Source organism: Halomonas sp. AOP7-B1-5 (genome assembly GCF_052353045.1).
Classification (GTDB): domain Bacteria; phylum Pseudomonadota; class Gammaproteobacteria; order Pseudomonadales; family Halomonadaceae; genus Vreelandella; species Vreelandella colorata.
On record NZ_JBQTDC010000030.1, the window covers coordinates 32,502 to 54,366 of the forward strand.

Annotated in this window: 19 protein-coding genes; 11 read left to right on the forward strand and 8 right to left on the reverse strand. The window is 55.9% G+C overall.

Going from position 1 to position 21,865, the window contains the following annotated elements; genetic code table 11:
• Positions 1–310: 310 nt before the first annotated feature.
• The 4 genes from ACT3XD_RS14390 to trkA are packed head-to-tail and all read left to right on the forward strand — an operon-like array spanning position 311 to position 5,039.
• Positions 311–1,801, forward strand: a complete 1,491-nt coding sequence (locus tag ACT3XD_RS14390) for a TrkH family potassium uptake protein (protein WP_192539103.1) — start codon at positions 311–313, stop codon at positions 1,799–1,801.
• Between the two features lie 49 nt (positions 1,802–1,850).
• Positions 1,851–2,960, forward strand: coding sequence for a sensor histidine kinase (locus ACT3XD_RS14395; RefSeq protein ID WP_192539104.1), 1,110 nt, complete (start codon positions 1,851–1,853; stop codon positions 2,958–2,960).
• A complete protein-coding gene (locus tag ACT3XD_RS14400) occupies positions 2,953–3,669 on the forward strand; it encodes a response regulator transcription factor (protein ID WP_192539105.1) in 717 nt (238 codons plus the stop codon). Before ACT3XD_RS14395 ends, ACT3XD_RS14400 begins: the two co-directional genes overlap by 8 nt.
• The gene (trkA, locus tag ACT3XD_RS14405) at positions 3,666–5,039 is read left to right on the forward strand and encodes a Trk system potassium transporter TrkA (protein ID WP_444280598.1); all 1,374 of its coding nucleotides are present in this window, start codon (positions 3,666–3,668) and stop codon (positions 5,037–5,039) included. Before ACT3XD_RS14400 ends, trkA begins: the two co-directional genes overlap by 4 nt.
• A gap of 45 nt (positions 5,040–5,084) precedes the next feature.
• Here trkA and ACT3XD_RS14410 read toward each other — a convergent pair whose 3' ends face one another.
• From ACT3XD_RS14410 to gap, 4 genes are all read right to left on the reverse strand, one after another.
• A complete protein-coding gene (locus ACT3XD_RS14410; RefSeq protein ID WP_192539619.1) occupies positions 5,085–5,825 on the reverse strand; it encodes an anti-sigma factor in 741 nt (246 codons plus the stop codon).
• Positions 5,822–6,430: a sigma-70 family RNA polymerase sigma factor gene (locus ACT3XD_RS14415; protein WP_318782785.1), complete on the reverse strand. Its 609-nt coding sequence runs from the start codon at positions 6,428–6,430 to the stop codon at positions 5,822–5,824. Before ACT3XD_RS14415 ends, ACT3XD_RS14410 begins: the two co-directional genes overlap by 4 nt.
• Before the next feature lie 111 nt (positions 6,431–6,541).
• Positions 6,542–7,063 carry a DUF3455 domain-containing protein gene (locus ACT3XD_RS14420; RefSeq protein WP_192539620.1) on the reverse strand — a complete coding sequence of 174 codons (522 nt, stop codon included), beginning with the start codon at positions 7,061–7,063 and terminating at the stop codon, positions 6,542–6,544.
• A gap of 197 nt (positions 7,064–7,260) precedes the next feature.
• Positions 7,261–8,265: a type I glyceraldehyde-3-phosphate dehydrogenase gene (gene gap / locus ACT3XD_RS14425; protein ID WP_192539621.1), complete on the reverse strand. Its 1,005-nt coding sequence runs from the start codon at positions 8,263–8,265 to the stop codon at positions 7,261–7,263.
• Between the two features lie 256 nt (positions 8,266–8,521).
• On the opposite strand from gap, the gene pyk reads away from it, so the two are divergent.
• Both pyk and ACT3XD_RS14435 read left to right on the forward strand, forming a co-directional pair.
• Entirely contained in the window at positions 8,522–9,997 is a 1,476-nt protein-coding gene (gene pyk / locus ACT3XD_RS14430) for a pyruvate kinase (RefSeq protein ID WP_192539622.1), read from the forward strand.
• Between the two features lie 3 nt (positions 9,998–10,000).
• Positions 10,001–10,474 (forward strand): methylglyoxal synthase, encoded by a 474-nt coding sequence (locus ACT3XD_RS14435; protein WP_192539623.1) that lies wholly within the window; start codon positions 10,001–10,003, stop codon positions 10,472–10,474.
• A gap of 21 nt (positions 10,475–10,495) precedes the next feature.
• Here the strand turns inward: ACT3XD_RS14435 and cra are convergent, their stop codons facing one another.
• Complete coding sequence (cra, locus tag ACT3XD_RS14440) at positions 10,496–11,602, reverse strand: catabolite repressor/activator (protein ID WP_328515360.1); 1,107 nt, start codon at positions 11,600–11,602, stop codon at positions 10,496–10,498.
• Positions 11,603–11,686: 84 nt separating this feature from the next.
• Here cra and ptsP point away from each other — a divergent pair, with 84 nt between their 5' ends.
• The 4 genes from ptsP (at position 11,687) to pgi (ending at position 19,134) form a co-directional block, all read left to right on the forward strand.
• Entirely contained in the window at positions 11,687–14,584 is a 2,898-nt protein-coding gene (ptsP, locus tag ACT3XD_RS14445; protein ID WP_192539625.1) for a phosphoenolpyruvate--protein phosphotransferase, read from the forward strand.
• The gene (gene pfkB, locus ACT3XD_RS14450; protein WP_192539626.1) at positions 14,584–15,549 is read left to right on the forward strand and encodes a 1-phosphofructokinase; all 966 of its coding nucleotides are present in this window, start codon (positions 14,584–14,586) and stop codon (positions 15,547–15,549) included. The genes ptsP and pfkB overlap by 1 nt, the downstream gene beginning before the upstream one ends.
• Positions 15,546–17,285, forward strand: a complete 1,740-nt coding sequence (locus ACT3XD_RS14455; protein ID WP_192539627.1) for a PTS fructose-like transporter subunit IIB — start codon at positions 15,546–15,548, stop codon at positions 17,283–17,285. Before pfkB ends, ACT3XD_RS14455 begins: the two co-directional genes overlap by 4 nt.
• A gap of 187 nt (positions 17,286–17,472) precedes the next feature.
• Positions 17,473–19,134, forward strand: a complete 1,662-nt coding sequence (pgi, locus tag ACT3XD_RS14460; protein ID WP_192539628.1) for a glucose-6-phosphate isomerase — start codon at positions 17,473–17,475, stop codon at positions 19,132–19,134.
• Between the two features lie 191 nt (positions 19,135–19,325).
• Here the strand turns inward: pgi and ACT3XD_RS14465 are convergent, their stop codons facing one another.
• Positions 19,326–19,601, reverse strand: a complete 276-nt coding sequence (locus ACT3XD_RS14465) for a hypothetical protein (protein ID WP_192539629.1) — start codon at positions 19,599–19,601, stop codon at positions 19,326–19,328.
• A gap of 111 nt (positions 19,602–19,712) precedes the next feature.
• Positions 19,713–20,141 carry a GNAT family N-acetyltransferase gene (locus ACT3XD_RS14470; protein WP_192539630.1) on the reverse strand — a complete coding sequence of 143 codons (429 nt, stop codon included), beginning with the start codon at positions 20,139–20,141 and terminating at the stop codon, positions 19,713–19,715.
• Between the two features lie 102 nt (positions 20,142–20,243).
• Between ACT3XD_RS14470 and ACT3XD_RS14475 the strand changes: the two genes are divergently transcribed.
• Positions 20,244–21,167 (forward strand): hypothetical protein, encoded by a 924-nt coding sequence (locus ACT3XD_RS14475; RefSeq protein WP_192539631.1) that lies wholly within the window; start codon positions 20,244–20,246, stop codon positions 21,165–21,167.
• Between the two features lie 567 nt (positions 21,168–21,734).
• On the opposite strand, the gene ACT3XD_RS14480 is transcribed toward ACT3XD_RS14475, so the two are convergent.
• A partial coding sequence (locus ACT3XD_RS14480; protein ID WP_444280599.1) for an HNH endonuclease occupies positions 21,735–21,865 on the reverse strand: 131 nt, incomplete at its 5' end.

A 21,865-nucleotide genomic window follows, 5' to 3' on the forward strand; every position in this document is an offset into this window, starting at 1 on the left:
TGCTGAACCACTTTGGTGGTTAGATTACCTAAAAACTACCTAATAAGCGGTAACAAAAGCAATATTAAATGTAATTTTACTACAAAAAGACCTTAATTAAGCGTGACGTTTTATAAACCGCTCTCATACTCACTTTACGTTTTGAACCGCGCACAAACCACCCTTTGCCACAGTAGCCAACTAATAGCACTTTTGCTCAGGCTCTGCCGACGTTTTACGAACACGCGTTAACCGGCCTTATTTTTACGTACTTTTTATACCTCGCTATGGTGTGATACTCCCGACAAGGCATTTACACAGCAGGTAACGCATGTACCTCTTAGTCCCCACGTTCTACCGTAGTCGGGAGTTATATCGGCATTGGGCACCGATATTTAAAATTCTTTCAGTGCTTTGGCTGGTGCTTGCCCTGTTTATGCTGATGCCTTGGGGAGTGCTGGTGATGGAGCATGAGCAGGACGCGCGGGCATTTGGTATCGCCATACTGGCCGTGCTGACGAGCGTCGCCTGCACCTGGTTAATAACCTTTCGCGCGCCGCTTGAACTCAAGCCCTGGCAAATGTTCATTTTGACGGTCGCCAGTTGGACCAGTATCAGCGGCTTTGCCAGCCTGCCGCTGGTGCTTGGCGCACCGCAATTAAGCTTTACCAATGCGGTATTCGAGTCCGTATCAGCGATCACCACGACCGGTTCGACGGTGATGGTAGGTATCGACACGCTGTCAGACGGTTTAAAGCTATGGCGCGGGCTAATGCAGTGGATGGGCGGCATCGGCATTATTGTGATGGGCATCGCGATTCTGCCGTTTTTGAAAGTGGGCGGCATGCGGCTGTTCCATACTGAATCCTCCGATTGGTCGGATAAGGTCATGCCGCGCACCGGCGGCATTGCGAAGGCTACGCTCGGGGTTTATGTCAGCCTGACACTGCTGGCCATGGTGAGCTACTGGTTAGGCGGCATGACGCCCATTGACGCCGTAGTGCATGGAATGACATCGCTTGCGACCGGCGGCTTTGCCAACTCCGACGCCTCGTTTGGTGCCTACGCCGACCAGCCCTGGCTACTCTGGATGGGTAGCCTGTTTATGCTAAGCGGCGCTCTTCCCTTCGTGCTCTATATCCGGTTTTTGCGGGGTTTTAAAACGGCGCTATGGCAAGACCAGCAGGTACGTGGGCTATTAAAACTTCTGTCGATCGCGATCATGGTTCTAAGCGTATGGCGCATCACCCAGGGTACGCCGGCATTTGAAGCCTTTACCCACGTTACGTTTAACGTGATCTCGGTGGTGACCACTACTGGCTACGCCTCAGATGACTACACCCTATGGGGAGCATTGCCGATCATGGCGTTTTTCTACCTGACGTTTGTAGGTGGCTGCAGCGGCTCGACGAGTGGCGGCATGAAAATTTTTCGTCTGCAAATTGCCATGCTGATGTTGCGTAACCAGCTTCATTATCTGATTCATTCCAGCGGAGTATTTACCACGCGCTATAACCAGCAGCCGGTCACCAGCGATATTTCGCGGGGCGTGATGGCCTTTTCATTTTTCTTCTTTATCACCATTGCGCTACTGGCTTTAAGCCTTGCCGCACTGGGGCTGGATTTAATCACTGCGCTTTCAGGTGCGGCCACCGCGGTTACCAACGTAGGGCCTGGGCTTGGCGATGTGATTGGCCCGGCGGGCAACTTCGCCCCGTTGCCTAGCGCCGCCAAGTGGTTTTTATGCATCGGCATGTTAATGGGGCGCCTGGAAATTCTGACCGTCATCGTGCTGCTGACGCCCATGTTCTGGCGTCGATAATTTGTGATTAATAGCTTATGAGCAATAGCTTATTGAACGAAGGTGAACAATGATACTGCCCGTAACGCCTCGCCTGCCCAATAGGCAGGAATTCCTTAGCGTAGTAATAAGCAATCTGGCTGCCTTGCTGGTCGCCTGGGGACTGTATACCTGGCTTGCATTAGCCGACCTTTCGCTGCTTTTTTTAACCGCCGTACTGGCCTGCGCCATTTTGGCCAGCAGCTATGCCGCCCTATTAAGTGCAGTAGTGGGCTTTTTAACCTTTAACTTCTGTTTTACGGCGCCCCACTTTTCCCTGGCCGTTGCCGACCGTGAACAGCTTTTGACCCTGCTTTTTTTCCTGCTGATTGCCGTTGTGGTGGGCAAGGTGGCAGGCGATAGCCGCCAACGTATGCTGGCACTCAATGCCTCCCGTCTGGCTGAAGAGCAAGAGCGGCTGCGCTCGGCACTGCTGGCGTCCGTTTCGCATGATCTGCGTACGCCACTTGCGTCAATCATTGGTGCCGCCAGCTCACTGCGCACCCTGGATGCCCAGCTGACCCCGCAGGACCGGATCGAGCTTTTAGACGGCGTGCTCAGTGAAAGCGAACGCCTTAACCGCTATATCCAGAATCTGCTGGATATGACGCGCCTGGGCCATGGCGAGTTAAAAATCGAGCGTGACTGGATTGCGTTTGACGATATTGTGGCCTCGGCGTGCAAACGCCTGGGCACAGCACTTGATCACTGCCGGGTCGAGCAAGCGTGGAGCCCGGAACTTCCGCTGCTGTATGCCCATCCCGCGCTGATCGAACAAGCACTCATCAATGTATTGGAAAACGCGGCGCGTTTTTCACCACCTAACGGCCTTATTGTGATTGCGGCCCAGCACAACGTGGATGCTCAGACGCTGCAGTTTTCCGTAACCGACCAGGGGCCAGGTATTCCGTTTGAAATGCGTCAGCAGGTGTTTGAAATGTTCTTTATCGGCAGCAGCGGTGATCGCAGCCTACACGGTAGCGGCCTGGGGTTAGCCATATGCCGGGGCATGCTGGGCGCTCATGGTGGGAGCGTTTACGTTGATGAAGGATCTAATGGCCTTGGCACCCGCATTGTCATGTCGCTTCCCCTTACGGCGCCGCACAAGGCTGCTACTGACGAGGAAGCTGTGGATGAGTGATCATGGAAAAGTTCTGGTTATTGATGATGAGCCACAAATTCGTCACTTCCTGCGCATCAGCCTGAGTTCGCAAGGTTTTGAGGTAGCCGAGGCCAGCACCGGCCAACAGGGACTGGCGTTACTCAACGCCCAGCCGACGGCTTTTGCGCTTGTTCTGCTGGACTTGGGGCTGCCCGATATGGATGGTCAACAAGTGCTGGCGACTCTTCGAAAGCGCAGCGCTATTCCGGTTATTGTCGTGTCGGTACGCGGTCACGAGGCAGAGAAAGTCCATGCCCTGGATAACGGCGCCAATGACTATGTTACCAAGCCCTTTGGTATCCAGGAGCTCCTGGCACGCATCCGCGCGCTGTTGCGCCGCCAGGTGCCACAACGTCATCCGCAGCGCTATCAGCAGGCTGGCCTAATCCTTGATACGGCGGCTTATCAAATCACGCTCAACGGCCGTGACATTCACCTGACGCCTAAAGAGTTTGCCGTGCTTGCTCAGTTGATGGCCAATGCTGGAAGAATTGTCACCCAAACCCAGCTATTACGCGATATTTGGGGCCCCAGCCACAGGGAAGACACTCATTACCTGCGGATTGTGGTCAGCAAACTGCGCCAAAAGCTAAGCGATGACTCGCAATTCCCTACGCTTATTCAAACCGAACCCGGCATTGGTTATCGGCTCTACATCGAGCCTGGCCATGAGGATACAACTCTATGAAAATCATCATTCTCGGCGCCGGCCAGGTCGGCGGTACCCTGGCGGAGCACCTCGCCCGCGAGGAAAACGACATCACCGTGGTCGATACCGACACCAATAAACTGCGCGAGCTGCATACCAAGCTCGATATTCGCACCGTGACCGGCGCGGCTTCCTACCCCAACGTTCTGCGCCAAGCCGGCTGTGAAGATGCCGATATGTTGATTGCGGTCACCAACTCCGATGAAGTCAATATGATCGCCTGCCAGGTTGCGCATACTTTGTTTCGTACGCCCACCAAGATTGCTCGGGTACGCGCCACGCCGTATCTCACCCGCAAGGGGCTATTCGCCCACGAAGCGATCCCGATTGATGTGTTGATCAGCCCCGAGCAGGTGGTCACGGATCACGTACGCCGTTTGATCGAGCATCCGGGTGCCCTGCAGGTGCTGGATTTTGCCGGGGGGCTGGTACAGCTGGTAGCAGTAAAAGCGGTGTTTGGTGGCCCGCTGGTGGGCCAGGATCTCGCGTTTTTGCGCCATCATATGCCCAACGTGGATACCCGCGTGGCGGCGATTTATCGGCGCAACCGGCCGATTATCCCGCGCGGCGATACGGTCATTGAAGCCGATGACGAGGTGTTCTTCCTCGCCGCCCGGCGCGATATTCGCGCGGTGATGAGCGAGCTTAGGCGTATCGAACGTGGCTTTCGCCGGGTAGTGATTGCCGGGGGCGGGAATATCGGCGAGCGCTTGGCCGAACACCTGGAGCATAGCCACCAGGTCAAGATCATTGAACACAGCCTTGAGCGCTGCACCACGCTGTCCGAGCGGCTGAACCGCACCGTGGTGCTCCACGGCAGCGCCACCAGCAAGCGGCTGCTTGAAGAAGAGAACATTGAAGACTGCGATATCTTCTGCGCGCTGACCAACGACGACGAGGTCAACATCATGTCGTCGCTGCTCGCCAAGCGCCTGGGGGCCAAAAAGGTTCTGACGCTGATCAATAACGCTGCCTATGTGGACCTGGTGCAGGGCGGCGATATCGATATCGCGATTTCTCCCCAGCAGGCGACTATCGGCAGCCTCTTAACCCACGTGCGCCGCGGCGATATCGTCAACGTGCACTCGCTGCGCCGTGGGGCGGCGGAAGCCATTGAGGCTATCGCCCACGGCGACAAGCAGTCCTCCAAGGTGGTGGGCCGTACCATCCGCGAGATTAATCTGCCGGACGGCACCACTATCGGCGCGATTGTGCGCGGCAAGGAAGTCATTATCGCCCACGGCGATGTGCTGGTGGAAAGCGGTGACCACGTGATTCTGTTTGTGATCGACAAGCGCCGCATCCGTGATGTCGAGCGCTTGTTTCAGGTGGGCTTGACGTTCTTTTAACCAGGTTCTTGTAAACAGGTTCTTTAAACCAAGCCCCCTAACCGCTTAGATCTCCACCGCCCTGCCGATAAACTCAATGGGGCCGGTGGGCAAGCCGGTTGCCGAGCCGGTTTCCTCTTCAAGCGTCAGCTCAAACAGCTGGTTATCTTGCAGCGGCGGCAGCTCGTTAAGGTTGACATTGATAGGCTCACCCGGCTCTACCAACCCCAGGGATACGGGCGCCTGCCAGTCGTCTGCTTTTGTCCAGAACTCAAGCGCCTTGCCTTCCGGCACTTCAAAGGTGCCCAGCGGTATCAACTGAACGCTCTGGCGCGTTGAGGCCTGCACCACCCAACCTGCCGACTGCGTTTGCGGCGCTAAAAGCACTACCACATATTCAGGCGTGGCGGGCATCGGCGAGTTATTAGCGAGCATAATTCCCATAACCAGAGCGGCAGCAATGCCAAGACCTGCAGCGCCACGCCATACCGGCAGACTGTTGATGAAACGCCGACGCGGTAACCTTACGGGCACAACGTCCGGCACAGGCGTTTGAACTGACGAGCTGTTCAAGCTACGCTTGATGCGCGGCCACAGGTAGTCCGAAGGTGTCACCGGTTGAGTAAGGGCCGTGTAAGGTTGGAAACGGTCTTCCCAGGCGGCAACGGCTTTTTGTAATGCCTCATCGTGTATCAGACGCGCTTCCACTTCCTGGCGCTTATTAAGCGGCAAGGTGCCGAGTACGTATTCGCCCGCCAAGGTATGGTCATCATCGTATTCATGTTCGTGCTGACTGAGACGGGTCATGCCATACACTCCCGTAGGCGCAGCAAACTACGCTTAATCCAGGCTTTAACGGTGCCTAGCGGTGCGCCCGTATGAGCGGCAATTTCCGCATGGCTCAAGCCGTCTACATAGGCGTGAAGCACGCAGTTACGCCGTTCTGTTTCAAGTTGTTCCAAGCACTCATCAATACGTTGGCCGGTTTGCCAATCATAGGCTTCCTCAACGCGCGAGGCATGCTGGAATGTTTCATCATGATCAAATTCGGAAGGATCGTTGTGGTCGACATTGACTTCACGGTCCCGGTAGCGAATCGCATTAAGCGCAAGATGGCGCGCGATACTAAAAATCCAGGTTCGCGCTGATCCCTTTGCAGGATCAAAGCTATCGGCACGCTGCCAGATATTCAGGCAGGCATCATGCACGATATCTTCCGCCATACCTCGGTCTTTAACGATTCGAAGCACAACACCTAACAGTGCAGCGCCCTCTTTTGCATAGAGTTGGTGAAGGGCGTCATGATCACCGCGTGCACAGCGTGCAAGCACGGCAACATAGTCAAATTCGCTGGTTACGTCAGTCACATCGACGTTTTTCACATCGACTTTTTTAATACCTATGTTTGTCACAACCTAGCTCCCTGGTGGCGCGCCAATATCGCTTGCCGCACATCCAGTTAGCATAGCCGCTAGGGGCACGACGCACGAGCCCCTAGCGTAACTTAAATTAACTTTTACTGCTTATTCAGCTGCCCAGAAAATATAGTCAGCTTGATAGGTAACTACCGCAGTAGCACCGTCATGGTCGCTATCGCAAGCAACGTCTGGCGCTACACCGCCTTCGGTATTCAAGCGTTGAATGTAGCTAACGCCGGTCATTGCGCCTTCACCTTCAGCAGGATTGGCTTCTACCAGTTGAAGAGGAATGTTGCCGTCACCGTTAGGTGCGGTGGCTAACTGGGTGCCGGTAATTTTAGAACCGTCCAGCGCTTCCCAAGTAGCCGGGGGACCGTAGTAGCTGCCTACCTGGCTGCCATCGTTATCGTTTAGCGCGGCATGAGGGCTTTTAAAAACCCACGCCATCTCGCCAGAATCATTGGTTTCACACATATAGGTAATTGCGCCAACACCTACGGTTTCAAGCGCAACGGTGTTGCCGTCCGGTACCTGGACATCCGCTGGCGTTTCGGCCAGAGCGGCATGACTGAAGGATGCGATCACAGCGGCGGCCAGAGCAGTACGCGTTAGATGATTAATGGTCATATTCAGTCTCCTAAAGGATTATTATCAACCACCGTAAATAGCGGCTGTATAGGGAATACACGCGAGGAGACGTTTTGGATGCAGTCTTTTTAAATTTTTTTAATACTTTTTTAAATACGCTAAAAAAACAAAAGGGCCGTTTGGTAAAACGGCCCTTCTAACAGCGCTGAGAATACAGCTAATCGAACGCTAAACGCTTACACAGCGGTTGCCTGCATGGCGATCGCCGTATCCAGCATGCGGTTGGAGAAACCCCACTCGTTGTCGTACCACGCCATCACCTTAACCAAACGTCCGTTCACACGCGTGTGGTTAGCATCAAATGTCGATGAATGCGCGTCATGGTTGAAATCGATAGACACCAGTGGCTGAGCGTTCACCGCCAGCACACTCGAATTGGCGGCGGCTTTTTCAACAATTTGGTTGATCTCTTCCTTACTGGTGTCACGGCCTGCGGTAAAGGTCAGATCCACCAACGACACGTTAATTACCGGCACACGTACCGCCAACCCATCCAGCTTGCCTTCAAGCTCGGGCAGCACCAATCCAACCGCGGCGGCGGCCCCAGTTTTAGTCGGAATCATGGAGTGCGTCGCGCTACGTGCGCGGTATGGGTCAGAGTGATAGACGTCTGACAGATTCTGGTCATTGGTGTAGGCATGAACCGTGGTCATTAGACCGTTCTCGATACCCACCGCATCGTTTAACGCCTTGGCCACTGGCGCCAGACAGTTGGTTGTGCAGGACGCGTTAGACACCACCTTGTGTTCAGCAGTCAAAATAGTGTCATTCACACCGTAAACAATTGTCGCGTCAGCATCGGGGCTGGGCGCTGAGATCAGCACCCGCTTGGCGCCCGCCTCCAAGTGTTTGGCAGCCGCGTCACGCTTGGTAAATAGCCCCGTGCACTCCATGACCAAATCGATATTCAGGGAGGCCCAGGGAAGCTTGGCAGGGTCGCGCTCTGACGAGATAGCAATGCGATCCCCATCGACACTGATACTTTCCGCATCGTGCTCTACAGTGAAAGGGAAATGCCCATGCACAGTGTCGTGGCGCAGTAAATGTGAATTTAGCGACGGGTCGCCCAAATCATTAATCGCTACCACCTGAATTTGCTCGCGGTAGCGGTTTTCATAAAGCGCTCGAAGTACGTTACGACCGATCCGGCCAAACCCGTTAATAGCAACTCTGATAGTCATACTGACACCTCACGCTTAGTGGTGAACGGCTTCATTTCGGTAAAAAAATTACCAAAAAGACACTTTAATAGCGCCTAAAAAGCTTAAAATGGCTGAAACCAGTTATTTTTTAGCTAATCTTCAATTTATATGTAGTAAAATTACTATAATATCACCAGGGCCGTCTATACCTTCATGATGACAATTGCATCAATATTCTGATCCCTGGCTACGCTGGTTTTTACGATTTATTAGCAATACTTAAGGAGAACCCGCCATGAATTCATCGAACTCACCTCTGCCGCTTCGTCGTACCAAGATTGTTGCCACCTTAGGCCCTGCCAGCGACCGCCCAGGCGTGCTCGAAGCGATGATCAAGGCAGGGGTCGACGTGGTTCGCCTTAACTTTTCTCACGGCTCACCTGACGATCATCGCCGCCGGCTGCAGGACGTTCGCGATATCGCGCAGCGCTTAGGTAAATGCGTTGCCGCGCTGGGCGATTTACAGGGCCCGAAGATCCGTATCGCCCGCTTTGCTGAAGGGCCTATTCATTTGGAAGCAGGGCAATCGTTTATTATAGACATGGCGCTCGATACCCATGCCGGTAACGGTGAGCGTGTGGGCTGTGATTACCCGGCGCTGATTGATGATGTTTCCCCCGGCGACCGTTTGCTGCTGGATGATGGCCGCGTGGTGCTGGACGTAGCCTCCATTGTTGGCCAGGAAATACACACCAACGTGCATGTGGGCGGTAAGCTCTCCAATAACAAAGGCATCAACAAACAGGGTGGCGGCCTTTCCGCCCCGGCCTTGACCGATAAAGACCGAGCCGATTTAAAAACCGCCATGGAAATCGGTGTGGATTATCTGGCGGTTTCCTTTCCGCGCTCGGCAGCCGACATGCAGGAAGCCCGCGCACTGCTGGGCGAAGAAGGCAAAGAGATCGGCCTGGTCGCCAAGCTGGAGCGCGCCGAAGCGGTTGCGGATGACGAAACGCTGGATGGCATCATCATCGCCTCAGAAGCCGTCATGGTGGCCCGCGGCGACCTGGGCGTGGAGATTGGCGATGAAGCGCTGATTGGTACCCAAAAGCGCATCATCAAGCATGCCCGTACGCTTAATCGAGCGGTGATTACCGCGACCCAAATGATGGAGTCGATGATTGAATCGCCGCTGCCAACCCGGGCCGAGGTGTTCGATGTGGCCAACGCCGTGCTGGATGCCACCGACGCGGTCATGCTTTCCGCCGAAACCGCCGCTGGTGAATTTCCGGTAGAAACCGTTGAAGCCATGGACCGAGTTTGCCTGGGCGCCGAGCGCGAGCGGCTGGCGCAGTCTTCCGGTCACCGCATGCATGAAGGCTTTGAGCGCATGGATGAAACCATCGCCCTTTCGGCCATGTACGCCGCCAACCATTTAACCGGCGTCAGCGCGATTGCCTGCATGACCTCAACCGGTTACACGCCGCTGATCGCCTCGCGCATTCGTTCGGGTTTGCCCATCGTCGGCCTGGCCCATAGCCCTATTGCCCAGCGGCGCATGGCACTTTATCGCGGCGTGGTTTCGCTTCCCTTCGATACCACGCAGATGGAACCCACCGAGGTTAACCAGGAAGCGCTAAAATTGCTTAAAGCTTATGGATTGGCGCGCCCCGGTGGACATATCATTCTTACTCGCGGCGATCATATGAATGCCCATGGCGGCACCAATACCATGAAGATTATCGCCATCGAGCCTGAAACAGGAGAGTAATCAATGAACGATGCCCGACCGCCTCGCCAGGCGCTGCGTACCCTACCCGCTCAAAAGCGTATTGCACTGATTGCCCATGACGGTAAAAAAGGGGAGCTTCTGGAGTGGGCCACACGCTGGCAGGATACGCTGCGTCAGCATCAGCTGATGGGTACGGGCACTACGGCTGCACGCTTAACCGATCAATTAGGCCTAACGGTTGAAGGATTGATGAGCGGGCCACTCGGCGGCGACCAGCAGATTGGTGCGCGCATCGCCGAGCAGAGGCTCGACGTGCTGGTATTCTTCTGGGACCCGTTCGCCCCGCAGCCTCACGACCCCGATGTCAAAGCGCTGTTGCGCCTTGCAGCACTATGGAACGTACCGGTGGCCTGCAACGCCGCAAGCGCCGATTTTATGCTGTCTTCGCCCTATTTAAGCGAAAGCTACGATATGTCGATACCCGACGCCAACGCTTGGGCCAGTGCCCGCGCTTAACGTTTCTTGCTTCAGCGAGCTTTAAGCCCGCTTGAAAAGATGCCGTTTGACAACCTGCTGCCCAACGCGACGACCGCCTTGGGCAGCCTCTAAAGCGCTATTCAGCGTTAACGTCGCAATGCGGTCATAATCCTGAAGCACCGAATTGACCGGCTCGGGCAAAAAATCCAGCAGGCGATGATCGCCAAAGGTGGCTAGCCGGATGTGCTTGGAAAGCCCGCCGCGCTCTAAAAACGCATCGAAGACACCTTCCATCAAGGTATACGAAGCCGTTACCAGCGCATCCACACCCTCGGGTTGATTAAGCAACTGCTGCGCAAGCACCATTGCCTCACTGCGCTCGTAACGCTCTGCGCTCAAACAGACTGCTTCTATGCCCTGCTCTTTTAAGGCGGCCTTAAAACCGGCCCGGCGTTCACGACTAATTGAAAGCCCCGGCATGGCATCCAGCCAGGCGACTCGCCGGGTATTTTCGTTAAGCACCGAGCGGGTTAGCTTTTCGGCGGCGTCATAATCATCGCTGACCACACTGACAAAATGCTGGCGATCAAGCCCCCGGTCCACGCCTACCACGGCCCAGCCGTCGTTGGCTAAATCCATGTAAAACGGGTCGTCATCGGCCAGACAGCTGGCGGTAATCAGCACCTCGCAGCGCTGGGCACGTAGGGCCAGCGCCAGGGCGCGCTCGCTTTGTGCGCAGTCATCAGAGCTTACAATCAGCAGCCGATAGCCCTGCTCGCGCGCGCCACGCTCCAGGCGTTTAGCCAAGCGGGCGTAGCTGATATTTTCCAGATCAGGAACAATCAACCCCAACAAGCGACTCGCCCCACGGCGCAGCGCCGCTGCCTGGGGGTCGATCTGGTATTGATGCTGACGGACAACGGCCATCACCTTTTCAATCGTGGCCGCACTGATACGACGCTGTTCCGCCTGCCCGTTGATGACATAGCTGGCCGTGGTGCGCGAAACACCGGCAAGCCGGGCAATATCGGCTAATGTCATGTTTTTTCTCCTTATAAGCCTGTGAAGTGTAACAGCGCCTTGACTACACCCCCACCAAAGTCTAAAAACACACCCCTTGTACCTTTTGCTGAATCGTTTCAGCATATCATCATAAACCACAGGCATCGTTCAATCCGAAAACTCGATGCGCCAACGCACGCTTGCGTCGCGGTCGAGTCGCTACCGGACTCGTCTTTACAGGAGAAATGCATGCTTACACTCGGCCCTAATGACATCTTGCTGAATCGCCATGCCGATAGCTGGCAAGCGGCACTGGATGAGGCCGCCCGGGTGCTGGCCGACGCAGGGCTGGTTGGCTCAGCTTACCGTGACGGCCTGCATGCCCGTGAAGCGCAGTCGTCTACTTACTTGGGTAGCGCGATTGCCATTCCCCACGGCACGCCCGAAAGCCGTCAGCACGTTAAGCGTACCGGCGTTCGGGTGCTGCAGTTTCCTGAAGGTATAAAATGGCACGATGGGCATCGGGTGTATGTGCTGGTAACCATTGCGGCACAAAATGACGAACACCTGGATATCTTGCGCGCCCTGACCCATGTGCTGGACCGTGACGGCGTTGCTGAAGAGCTTGCCGCTGCCAGCTCCGCCGAGGACGTCGCCCGCCTGCTGTCTAAATCAGTGCCCGCACCGAAGCTTGATAGCGACACCCTGTGCCTACAGTTTCCGGCACAAAGCGTTCAGGAACTGGCCCTGGCAGCCGCCGCCCGTTTGCGCCAAAGCGGCTGCGTGGATAACCGTTTTATTGCTGATATCGCCGCGAAACCACCGATTTGGCTGGGTGAAGGTTTCTGGCTTGCCAGCAGCGCCAGCGGCGTGCAAAACCCCGCGCTAGGCGTGGCAACCCCGGTTGAAACGAACCTGGAAGAAAACAGCCATGCTGTGCACGGGCTGTTTTGTCTGGCCGCGCAGGGCAACGCCCACCGCCCCCTACTGGAGCAACTCCAGGCCGTACTTGAAAACGCTGATAGCAAGGCGCTGCTGAAGGCCGATGCATCCCAAGTGCTGGCCCTGCTAGCGGGTGAAACGGCCAATACGCATACCCAGCGGGTGCGTGTTTTAAATCCTCACGGGCTGCATGCCCGCCCAGCCAAACAGTTGGTGCAAACGGCCCGTGCACAGGCGGTGGCGATTAACGTCCGTCTGGAGGAAGGCAGCCCTGCGAGCGTTTCGGCGGCAAGCCTGACCAAAGTGATTGGCTTGGGCGCACGCCGCGGTCAGTGGCTGGTACTGTCAGCCGAAGGCGCCGACGCCCAGCAGGCGCTGACCAACGTGGCGGAAGCCATCGAAGGCGGTCTGGGTGAAAAAGTAACGCCCTTTGACAGCGGCCGTGAGCGCCTGGCGCCCCGCCCCACCAGCCAGGAAGCCATCGTCGAGCCCTTGGCAGCCGATACGCCACATACGGCGATTGCCGCGTCACCCGGGCTTGCGATTGCACCGGTATTTGTTATTCGTCCTCAGCACTTTGATTACGCCGAGCAGGCCGACCACCCTGACCGCGAGTTGACCCGGCTGCATAATGCTATTCAGGAAGGCATTGCCCAGCTGGAAGCCCTGGTGCGTAACGCCGCTGGCGGCGAAGTCGCCGATATTTTATCCATGCACGAAGAGATGCTGGACGACCCCGAGCTTCACCGCGCCGCCGAAGACGCTATTCGCGAAGGCCGCTCGGCAGAAGCCGCTTGGTGGGATGCCATTGAAACCGCCGCCCACGCCCAGGAAATGCTCGCGGACCGCCTGCTTGCCGAGCGGGCCACTGACCTTCGCGATGTGGGTCGGCGGGTGCTGAGTATTCTGTGCGACGTTCAACTGCCCGAGCCGCCTGACCATCCCTACATTTTGGTAATGGACGATATCGGCCCCTCAGATGTTGCCCGCCTGGATACCTCGCGCGTGCGGGGTCTTTTAACCGAGCGCGGTGGCGCCACAGCCCACAGCGCTATTCTGGCCCGTGCGCTGGGCATACCGGCAGTGGTTGGCGCAGGCAAAGCGGTGATGGCCCTAACCAACGCCAGCATGATGATTCTGGATGGCGAACGAGGCCGGGTTATCCCCTCACCTTCTGAGCAGCGTTTAAGCCGCGCCGAGCAGCACCTGCTTGATTTACAGGCGCGTGAAGCCGACGCCTGGGAGCGGCGTTTTGAAACTGCCCAGACCCGCGACGGCCACCTTATTGAGGTTGCCGCTAACCTGGGCAACACCGCCCACGCGGAAGACGCTGTGGCGCGCGGTGCAGAAGGCGTTGGCCTGCTGCGTACCGAGTTCCTGTTTATGGCCCACTCAAGCGCGCCGGACCTTGCCACGCAAACCGCCGAGTACCGCCAGGCTATCGATGCATTAAACGGCCGCCCGTTGGTGGCACGTACCTTGGATGTCGGCGGCGACAAGCCTCTGCCCTACTGGCCAGTACCCCAGGAGGACAACCCGTTCTTGGGTCTGCGCGGTATTCGTCTGGCCCTGACCGAGCCCGACGTACTCGAAACCCAGCTGCGCGCCCTGCTGATGGCGGCAGCGCCGGTAGCGGGTTCTGAAGATGCACCGCGACGCTTGCGCATCATGTTGCCGATGGTCAAGGACATCGCCGAGTTCCGCGCCGCCAAGGCGATTTTTGATCGCCTGCTAGCCGAGATCCCTGCAGCCGAGCGGGCAAGCGACGTGCAGCTGGGCGTGATGATCGAGATTCCTTCCAGCGCCCTGCTCGCACCCACGCTTGCCGCCGAGGTGGACTTCTTCTCAGTTGGTACCAACGATCTCACCCAGTACACCCTGGCGATCGATCGCGGCCACCCGGAGCTTTCCGCTCAGGCCGATGGACTGCATCCGGCGGTACTGCGCTTGATCCAGATGACCGTTGAAGCCGCCCACGCTCAAGGCAAATGGGTCGGCGTGTGTGGTGAACTGGCCTCTGATACCGCGGCTATCCCGGTTCTGGTCGGGCTTGGGGTGGATGAGCTTTCGGTTAGCGCCCGACAAATCCCGCTGGTGAAAGCCCGCCTGCGCGAGTTTGATCTGGCCGATGCCCAGGCCTGCGCCCAGCTAGCGCTTAGCCAGGCCACCAGCATTGCCGTGCGCGATGCGCTGGAGGCACGCTAATGGCGCGGGTAATGACCATCACGCTTAATCCGGCGCTGGATTTGGCATTTGATCTTGAAGAGCTAGCACTAGGCGCGGTTAACCGCTCCAGACACGCACAGCTGGAAGCCGCAGGCAAAGGCGTTAACGTCGCACGCGTGCTGGCTTCACTGGGCCATGACGTAGTGGTCAGCGGCTTTTTAGGCCGCGATAACGATGGCCCTTTCCAGCTGGCGTTTCAGCACATGGGCGTGACGGATGCATTTGTCCGCGTGCCGGGAGAAACCCGCATTAACGCCAAGCTGGCCGAAAAAAGCGGGCGAGTAACGGACATCAACGGCCCAGGCATTGGCGTAGACGCGGCTCAAATTACCGCCCTACTGAGCACCATTGAACAGCAGCTAAACAATGCCTCGGTTGATGCCATTCTGGTAGCCGGCAGCCTGCCGCCGGGATTAAGCCTCGCGGCGTTTAGTGAGTTTCTCACTCACCTGAAAGCCACCGGCGTGCCGCTATGGGTCGATACCAGCGGCGAAGCCCTATTGCATGCCATTGAGATAGCCCCGGAGGCCGTTAAACCCAACGAGGTTGAGCTTGCCGATTGGGCCGGTGAAGCATTGGATAATCACGCCAAGCGGGTAAGCGCTACAACGCACCTTCATCAAGCAGGCGTCGGCCAGGCGCTGCTTTCTGCCGGGGCTGAAGGGGTTATCTGGGTGAATGCGAGCGGTGCCTGGCAATCAACGCCGCCCCACGTTCAGGCGGCCAATACCGTGGGCGCAGGCGACACCTTTGTGGCTGGCATGCTGCATGGCCTGTTTAGCCAGCACAGTAGTGAAGAAACCTTACGGTTTGCCACCGCGCTTTCTGCCGAATCGGTTCGCCATGTAGGCGTGGGTAATGCCCATGCCAACGACTTTGCCTTACTTCTACAACGTACTCAGGTCCAGCGCCTGCCTGCCTGCAGCACCGAGGGAACTTCATGAATATCATCCTAATTACCGCCTGCCCCAGCGGCATGGCCACGACCTTTTTGGCAGCTCGGCGCCTGGAACAGGCCGCCCAACGCCAAGGTTGGAAAGTCCATGTAGAAATGCATGGTGAGCTGGCCCCGGTAGACGCAGCTAACGCCGACCAAATTGCCCACGCTGATTTAATCGTGGTCGCGGCGGATCACGTACCGGCCCCCGAACGCTTTGCAGGTAAGCGTTTATACCAGGCGCCTATAGCCCAGGCACTGCCCAACCCGGAAGCCTTTCTAGCCACCGCCAAGCGCGAGGCGCCGCTTTACACGCCGCCAGAAGTTGCTCCGGTTAGCGAAGCCATTACCACACCAGGTGAAAAGCGCATCGTGGCCGTCACTGCCTGCCCGACTGGCGTTGCCCACACCTTTATGGCGGCTGAAGCGCTGGCTGAAGCGGGCAAAGCCATGGGACACGCTATTCGTGTAGAAACTCAAGGCTCGGTGGGTGCTCAGGATAAACTCACCGATGACGAAATTGCCGCCGCTGACGTGGTGATTCTGGCCTGCGATATTGAAGTGGATCCTACCCGCTTTGCGGGCAAGCGCGTTTACCGTACGTCTACCGGCACGGCGCTGAAAAAATCCCAGGCAACGATTGAAAACGCCCTGGCCCAGGCCACGCTGGAAAGTGCAGGCGCATCTAATGCGTCCTCAACTGAAGGCAAAAGCCTGAAAGAGAAAGGCGTGTATAAGCACCTGCTTACCGGCGTATCGTTCATGTTGCCCATGGTCGTCGCGGGTGGCCTGCTGATCGCCCTGTCGTTCATGTTCGGTATCGAGGCCTTTGAGCAGGAAGGCACGCTGGCCGCGGCGCTTATGCAGATTGGTGGCGGTACCGCGTTCGCGCTGATGATCCCGGTACTGGCGGGCTATATTGCCTACTCGATTGCCGACCGCCCGGGTATTGCACCGGGCATGATTGGCGGCATGCTGGCGGCCAACATTGGGTCGGGGTTTATCGGCGGTATTCTGGCAGGCTTTCTGGCCGGTTACGTCGCCCTGGCGATCACTCGCTATGTGAAACTGCCTTCAAGCGTTGAGTCGCTCAAGCCTATTTTGATTATCCCGCTGGTCGCGAGCCTGGTGACCGGTCTGGTGATGATTTACGTAGTCGGCGAGCCGGTCGCGGCGTTATTGAACGCTTTAACCAGCTTCCTTGCATCGCTGGATTCCACCAACGCTGTGCTCTTGGGCATTCTGCTGGGCGCCATGATGTGCTTTGACCTGGGCGGCCCGATCAACAAAGCGGCCTATACCTTTGGCGTGGGCCTGCTGGCGTCAGAAACCTACGGCCCGATGGCGGCGATTATGGCAGCGGGCATGGTACCGGCTATTGGAATGGGTATCGCAAGCTTTGTGGCGCGCTACAAGTACTCTGTACCGGAGCGTGAAGCGGGCAAAGCATCGTTTGTATTAGGCCTGTGCTTTATCAGTGAAGGCGCCATTCCGTTTGCCGCCAAGGATCCGCTGCGGGTCATTCCCTGCTGCATCGCGGGTGGAGCCATCACCGGTGCGCTTTCCATGCTGGTGGGTGCCAAACTCATGGCGCCTCATGGCGGTATCTTCGTGCTGCTAATTCCCAACGCCATTACCCCCGCCCTGCTGTACCTGGGCGCGATTGTGGCGGGCTCGCTGGTGACCGGTTTAAGCTACGCAATGCTCAAGCGTGGCGCGGCGCAGGTTGCGGTGGCAAGCTAAACATCGTTTAGCCGTAGAAAGGCAGGATGTTCCTGCCTTTCTCAATATCTACTTATCTTCCCTACTTGTTTTATTACTTCCTAAACATGAATTATGGGCATCTATTTGCCCCATTGCGCTTTTTATGTAGTATTTTTACACAAATAACATCACGGCCATTGGCTGATACACAACCACGGACCGCCCTATGTTCCAACTTACCCGCAGTGTCACTTGGCAGGCGCTTGAACGCCTGCGCGATAAAACCGCCAACGACCGTATTCGTGACTATTTTCGTCAAGACCCACAGCGCTTTGACAAAATGAGCCTGCGGGTAGGCGGCCTGTTTCTGGACTACTCCAAGCACCATATTTCAGAAGACGTGCTGGATAAGCTGATTGAACTAGCTAACCATTCCGCCTTGGTACAGCGCCGGGCACAGATGTTCTCTGGCGATATTATCAACGTCACCGAAAATCGCCCGGTACTGCATACCGCACTGCGTAACCTAAGTGATGAACCGGTGTATGTGGATGGCGAAGACGTCATGCCGGAGATCACACGCACCCGCGAGCAGATCAAGCAGTTCTCGGAAACGGTGCGCAGCGGTGAATGGAAAGGTTACAGCGGCAAAGCGATCAAGGACGTGGTCAATATCGGGATTGGCGGCTCGGACCTAGGCCCAAACATGGCGGTGCGCGCGCTGCTTAAATATCGCCACCCGGAGATGCATTTCCACTTTGTCTCCAACGTGGACGGCACGCATATCCAGAAGGTGCTTTCGCGCCTGGACCCGGCCACCACACTGTTTATCGTCTCGACCAAGACATTTTCTACCCAGGAAACGCTGCTCAATGCCAAAACGGCACGGCGCTGGTTTCTGGAGAACGCCGGTGAGGATGCCGATGTAGGCGCCCACTTCGTGGCGGCTTCCACCAACCGCAAAGCGGCGATGGAATTCGGTATTCGCGAAGAGAACGTGTTCGAGTTCTGGGCCTGGGTGGGCGGTCGCTACTCCATGTGGTCGTCCATCGGCCTGCCGATTGCACTCTCTATCGGCTTTGAGGGCTTTATCGAGCTGCTGGAAGGCGCCCACGAGATGGACCGCCACTTTATCGAGGCGCCCTTCTCCCAGAACATGCCAGTACTGATGGCACTGATCGGTATCTGGTATATCAACTTTATCGGCGCCGAAACCCAGGCCATCGTGCCTTACGACCAGGCACTGAATCAGCTCCCCTCCTTCCTGCAGCAGCTGGATATGGAGTCCAACGGCAAATCGGTAGATATCTTCGGCCACCCGGTCAATTACAAGACCGGCCCGATTGTATGGGGCCAAACCGGCTCCAACGGTCAGCACGCGTTTTTCCAGCTGCTGCACCAGGGCACGCGCTACGTGCCCATCGACTTTATTGCCTCGCTCAAACCCGAGCCGGGCGTGGAAGACCATCACTTCGCGCTACTGACCAATATGCTCGCCCAGGCCAACGCCTTTATGGAAGGCAGCCAGGGCAAGAGCAATGAACTCAGCCAGCACGACCCCTACAGCTGCCCCGGCAACCGCCCGTCAAGCACCTTGCTACTGGACGAACTCACCCCCCGAAACCTCGGCGCGCTTATTGCGCTTTATGAGCACAAGGTATTCGTACAGGGCGTGATCTGGAACATCAACTCGTTCGATCAATGGGGCGTACAGCTCGGCAAGCGCATCGCCGGTGAAATCAGTGAACGTATTGATACCAATGCGGCGGATTTTGATGCTTCTACGCAAGGGTTGTTGGAGTTGGTGCGGGCGCATTTTCCGGGTGGCGACACGGTAAAGAGTGGTCAGTGCAAAAGCGCCGAGAAACCGGCCAAGAAAGGGGGATAAGCTGAGCTGACATCGCTGGGTCCACTACTGAAACGCCTTGACTAATTTCAGGGCGTTTTTCTCAATCAGTATCATTGGCCTGAGCCAACTGCAGCGTTAATCCAGCCTCAGGGCATCGAACTCTTATATTCTTTTCAGTATCTTCACGTAGAACCAGCTGCACACCGCGACGGATACTTGTTCATAAATATTCACCAGCTGAATAATGCAGATATAATACTGAATATGCCCTCTAAAACGGCCATTACCCCCTCGAAAAGAGCTTCGAAAAGCCCCACTAGCATCTCGAAAATACCATCGCCATGCATTACAACTGGCGTAGCAACGACTGAAAGCGCGATACCGCAAACCACCAGACCCAATAAATTAAACCCTGCGAAAAGCATGTATATCACGGCACTCAGTAAAGACAGGCTACCCACGCTATTCAGCACGGTCATTTTTCTCGATTTATCCGGTCTGGCCATACGAACCTCGCTTTATTAAAAAATAATTTAACTTAGCGCCTCCCTTTAGATGAAGCAATATTGTCTTGCACACAACAATCTGGCGCTTCATTCAGCTTCATTCAGCCCCCTTCAAACGGCTTCCATCCAGTACTGCGTTACTGTTTCGCCGCAGTGCTTAAAACCCAGTCGTTCGTAAAACCTAACGGCCCGGCTCTGCTTGAGAACTCTAAGCCGCAGCATAAGCCCCTCATATCGCGCCTTAGCCAATATCTCGCTCAAAACCTGGAAACCCACCCGCTGCCCCTGATGATCGGGGGCCAGAAACACTTCCCGCAGTTGAATCAAATTTTCTTCCCACGTTATCCATACAGCACCGATAGTCTCACCATTCAGCGTAAGCACTTCAAAACCACCCTGGCACCATTTTTCATCAAAAGCTGACTTTTGAAGCTTATCTTCCCAGACACCAAACTGACGCTCGACAACTTCCCGATAGGCACTGCGATAAATGTGCCAGACAACGGCACCATCGTCTTTCCGAGCCTTGCGCCTAAGCATTTGCATTCCCCCTTGCTATATGGATAAAACGGGCATGCACATTAACTAAAGATAACCGCAACAAGGCCGATAATTAAAATTAACAATAAGCAGGAACCGCCCATGAAGATCGGATTTTCCAATTTTACCATGCTAAATACTCGCCGCGCCCCTGCGTCAGGGCCGACAGCAGTGCGTGTAGCGGGCCAGCCTTTGTCGGCAGCAGCAACCCGTGCTGACGACCAGGAGACAAAACAGCTCAAAAAACAGAAAGAAGCGTTTGAAGCGCTGGCATCATTGCCAAGCCCCAAAGAGCCTGCGATGCAGAATGCTTCGCAAAAGGTCGGTTTTTTAAAACAGCGGTTGGAAACGCTTAAAGCAATGATGCGCTTTGCTTCGCCAGAACAGCTTAAATCCATGGCCAGTGAGCTTAAGAGTATCGCGCGCGAGCTAGGTGTGGCGGCTCGGCAATTAAGCGGCTCAGGCAGTAATACAGGTGCTGGTCCCCTTGTTTCTGCCACAGTTAACGCCGCCCAGCCTGCAAGTACCGTTTCCGAGGCGTCTTCTCCAGATAGCGCGCAAAATGAAGGCGCAAGCGCAGACACCCAAGTCGCTGAAACGGCACTTGCCAGCGCTGAAGCCTCGATCTCCGTTGAGAGGGGTGATGAGCTGAAGAAAGAGCAGACCCTGGAATCAGGTGACACTATTGAGAAAACGGCAGATGAGACCTTGGCGCTCTCGACCTCTTCACAGCGTGATGACAGCCACTCACAGCCCATCAGCGCCAGCGAACATGCTTTGCGTAGTATTCTGACCGATGCAAGAAAAGAGCTTCAGGAAACCATCAATGAGTTGAAGATTCGTCTACGTGAAGAAGACAAAGAACCGCGTCGCGAACTCAAAAAAGCCGAGGAGGATATGACCAAGCTAGACCGCTCGCTTGCCCAATCAACATCCAAAGCGCTTTACTCTGCGCTCGGCCAGATGTTGCCCGCTACCGCGAATAGCGTCAGTGTCGCCAGCGGCAGTATTAACGTGGAAGTTTAGCCACTAGCTCTGAAGTTACGACATCAGCCTATCTTCAGTAGCACCTGGGTCAGCGTCAGAAGTAACTTTATCGTGTTTTACCACCACTATCGCGTCATCGTGTCTGCGATTTGCTCGGCTACGGCCTAAGTGACACGCCCGAGAACGTCAAAGGCTACGACATCACCAAGCTGACGGGTGATGCTGCGGGCAAGCTGGCTGCTTGGGCGTCGAAAAGGCTGTGTTCGTTCGGTCATTACTGAGGCGGACTGCCCTGCGCAAAGATCTCGCAGGCCTGATGACAGGAGTCAAATGCCAGTCGAATTAAAGAGCATGGAATATTACGGACAGCCAGTGTCGGCAGAGTTCCCCGGTTAGAATTCCTTCAACCGGGAAGAACTCAAATTATATGTTCGCCAGTATGAGCACGCCGGATGCGCGACAGAATAAAATCAATTTAAAAAAATTACTTAACCGCGCTTCCACTTGTCATCCATGGTTACCTCCTTCTATTTAACGCATCAATAACTAGCGCTGCTCCGCTGCGTCCGACGCAGTAGGCGCGAAGTTGATTGACTCGTTATAATTTTACTCAACCACAAGTCTGGTTAGCTTGTTATACATTGAACTAACCAATGTAGATTTATTAATTCCGTAGTGCATTTCTCGGTGGCAATTTGGGCATAAAGCGATAGCATTTTCTACTGTGTCAGAGCCAC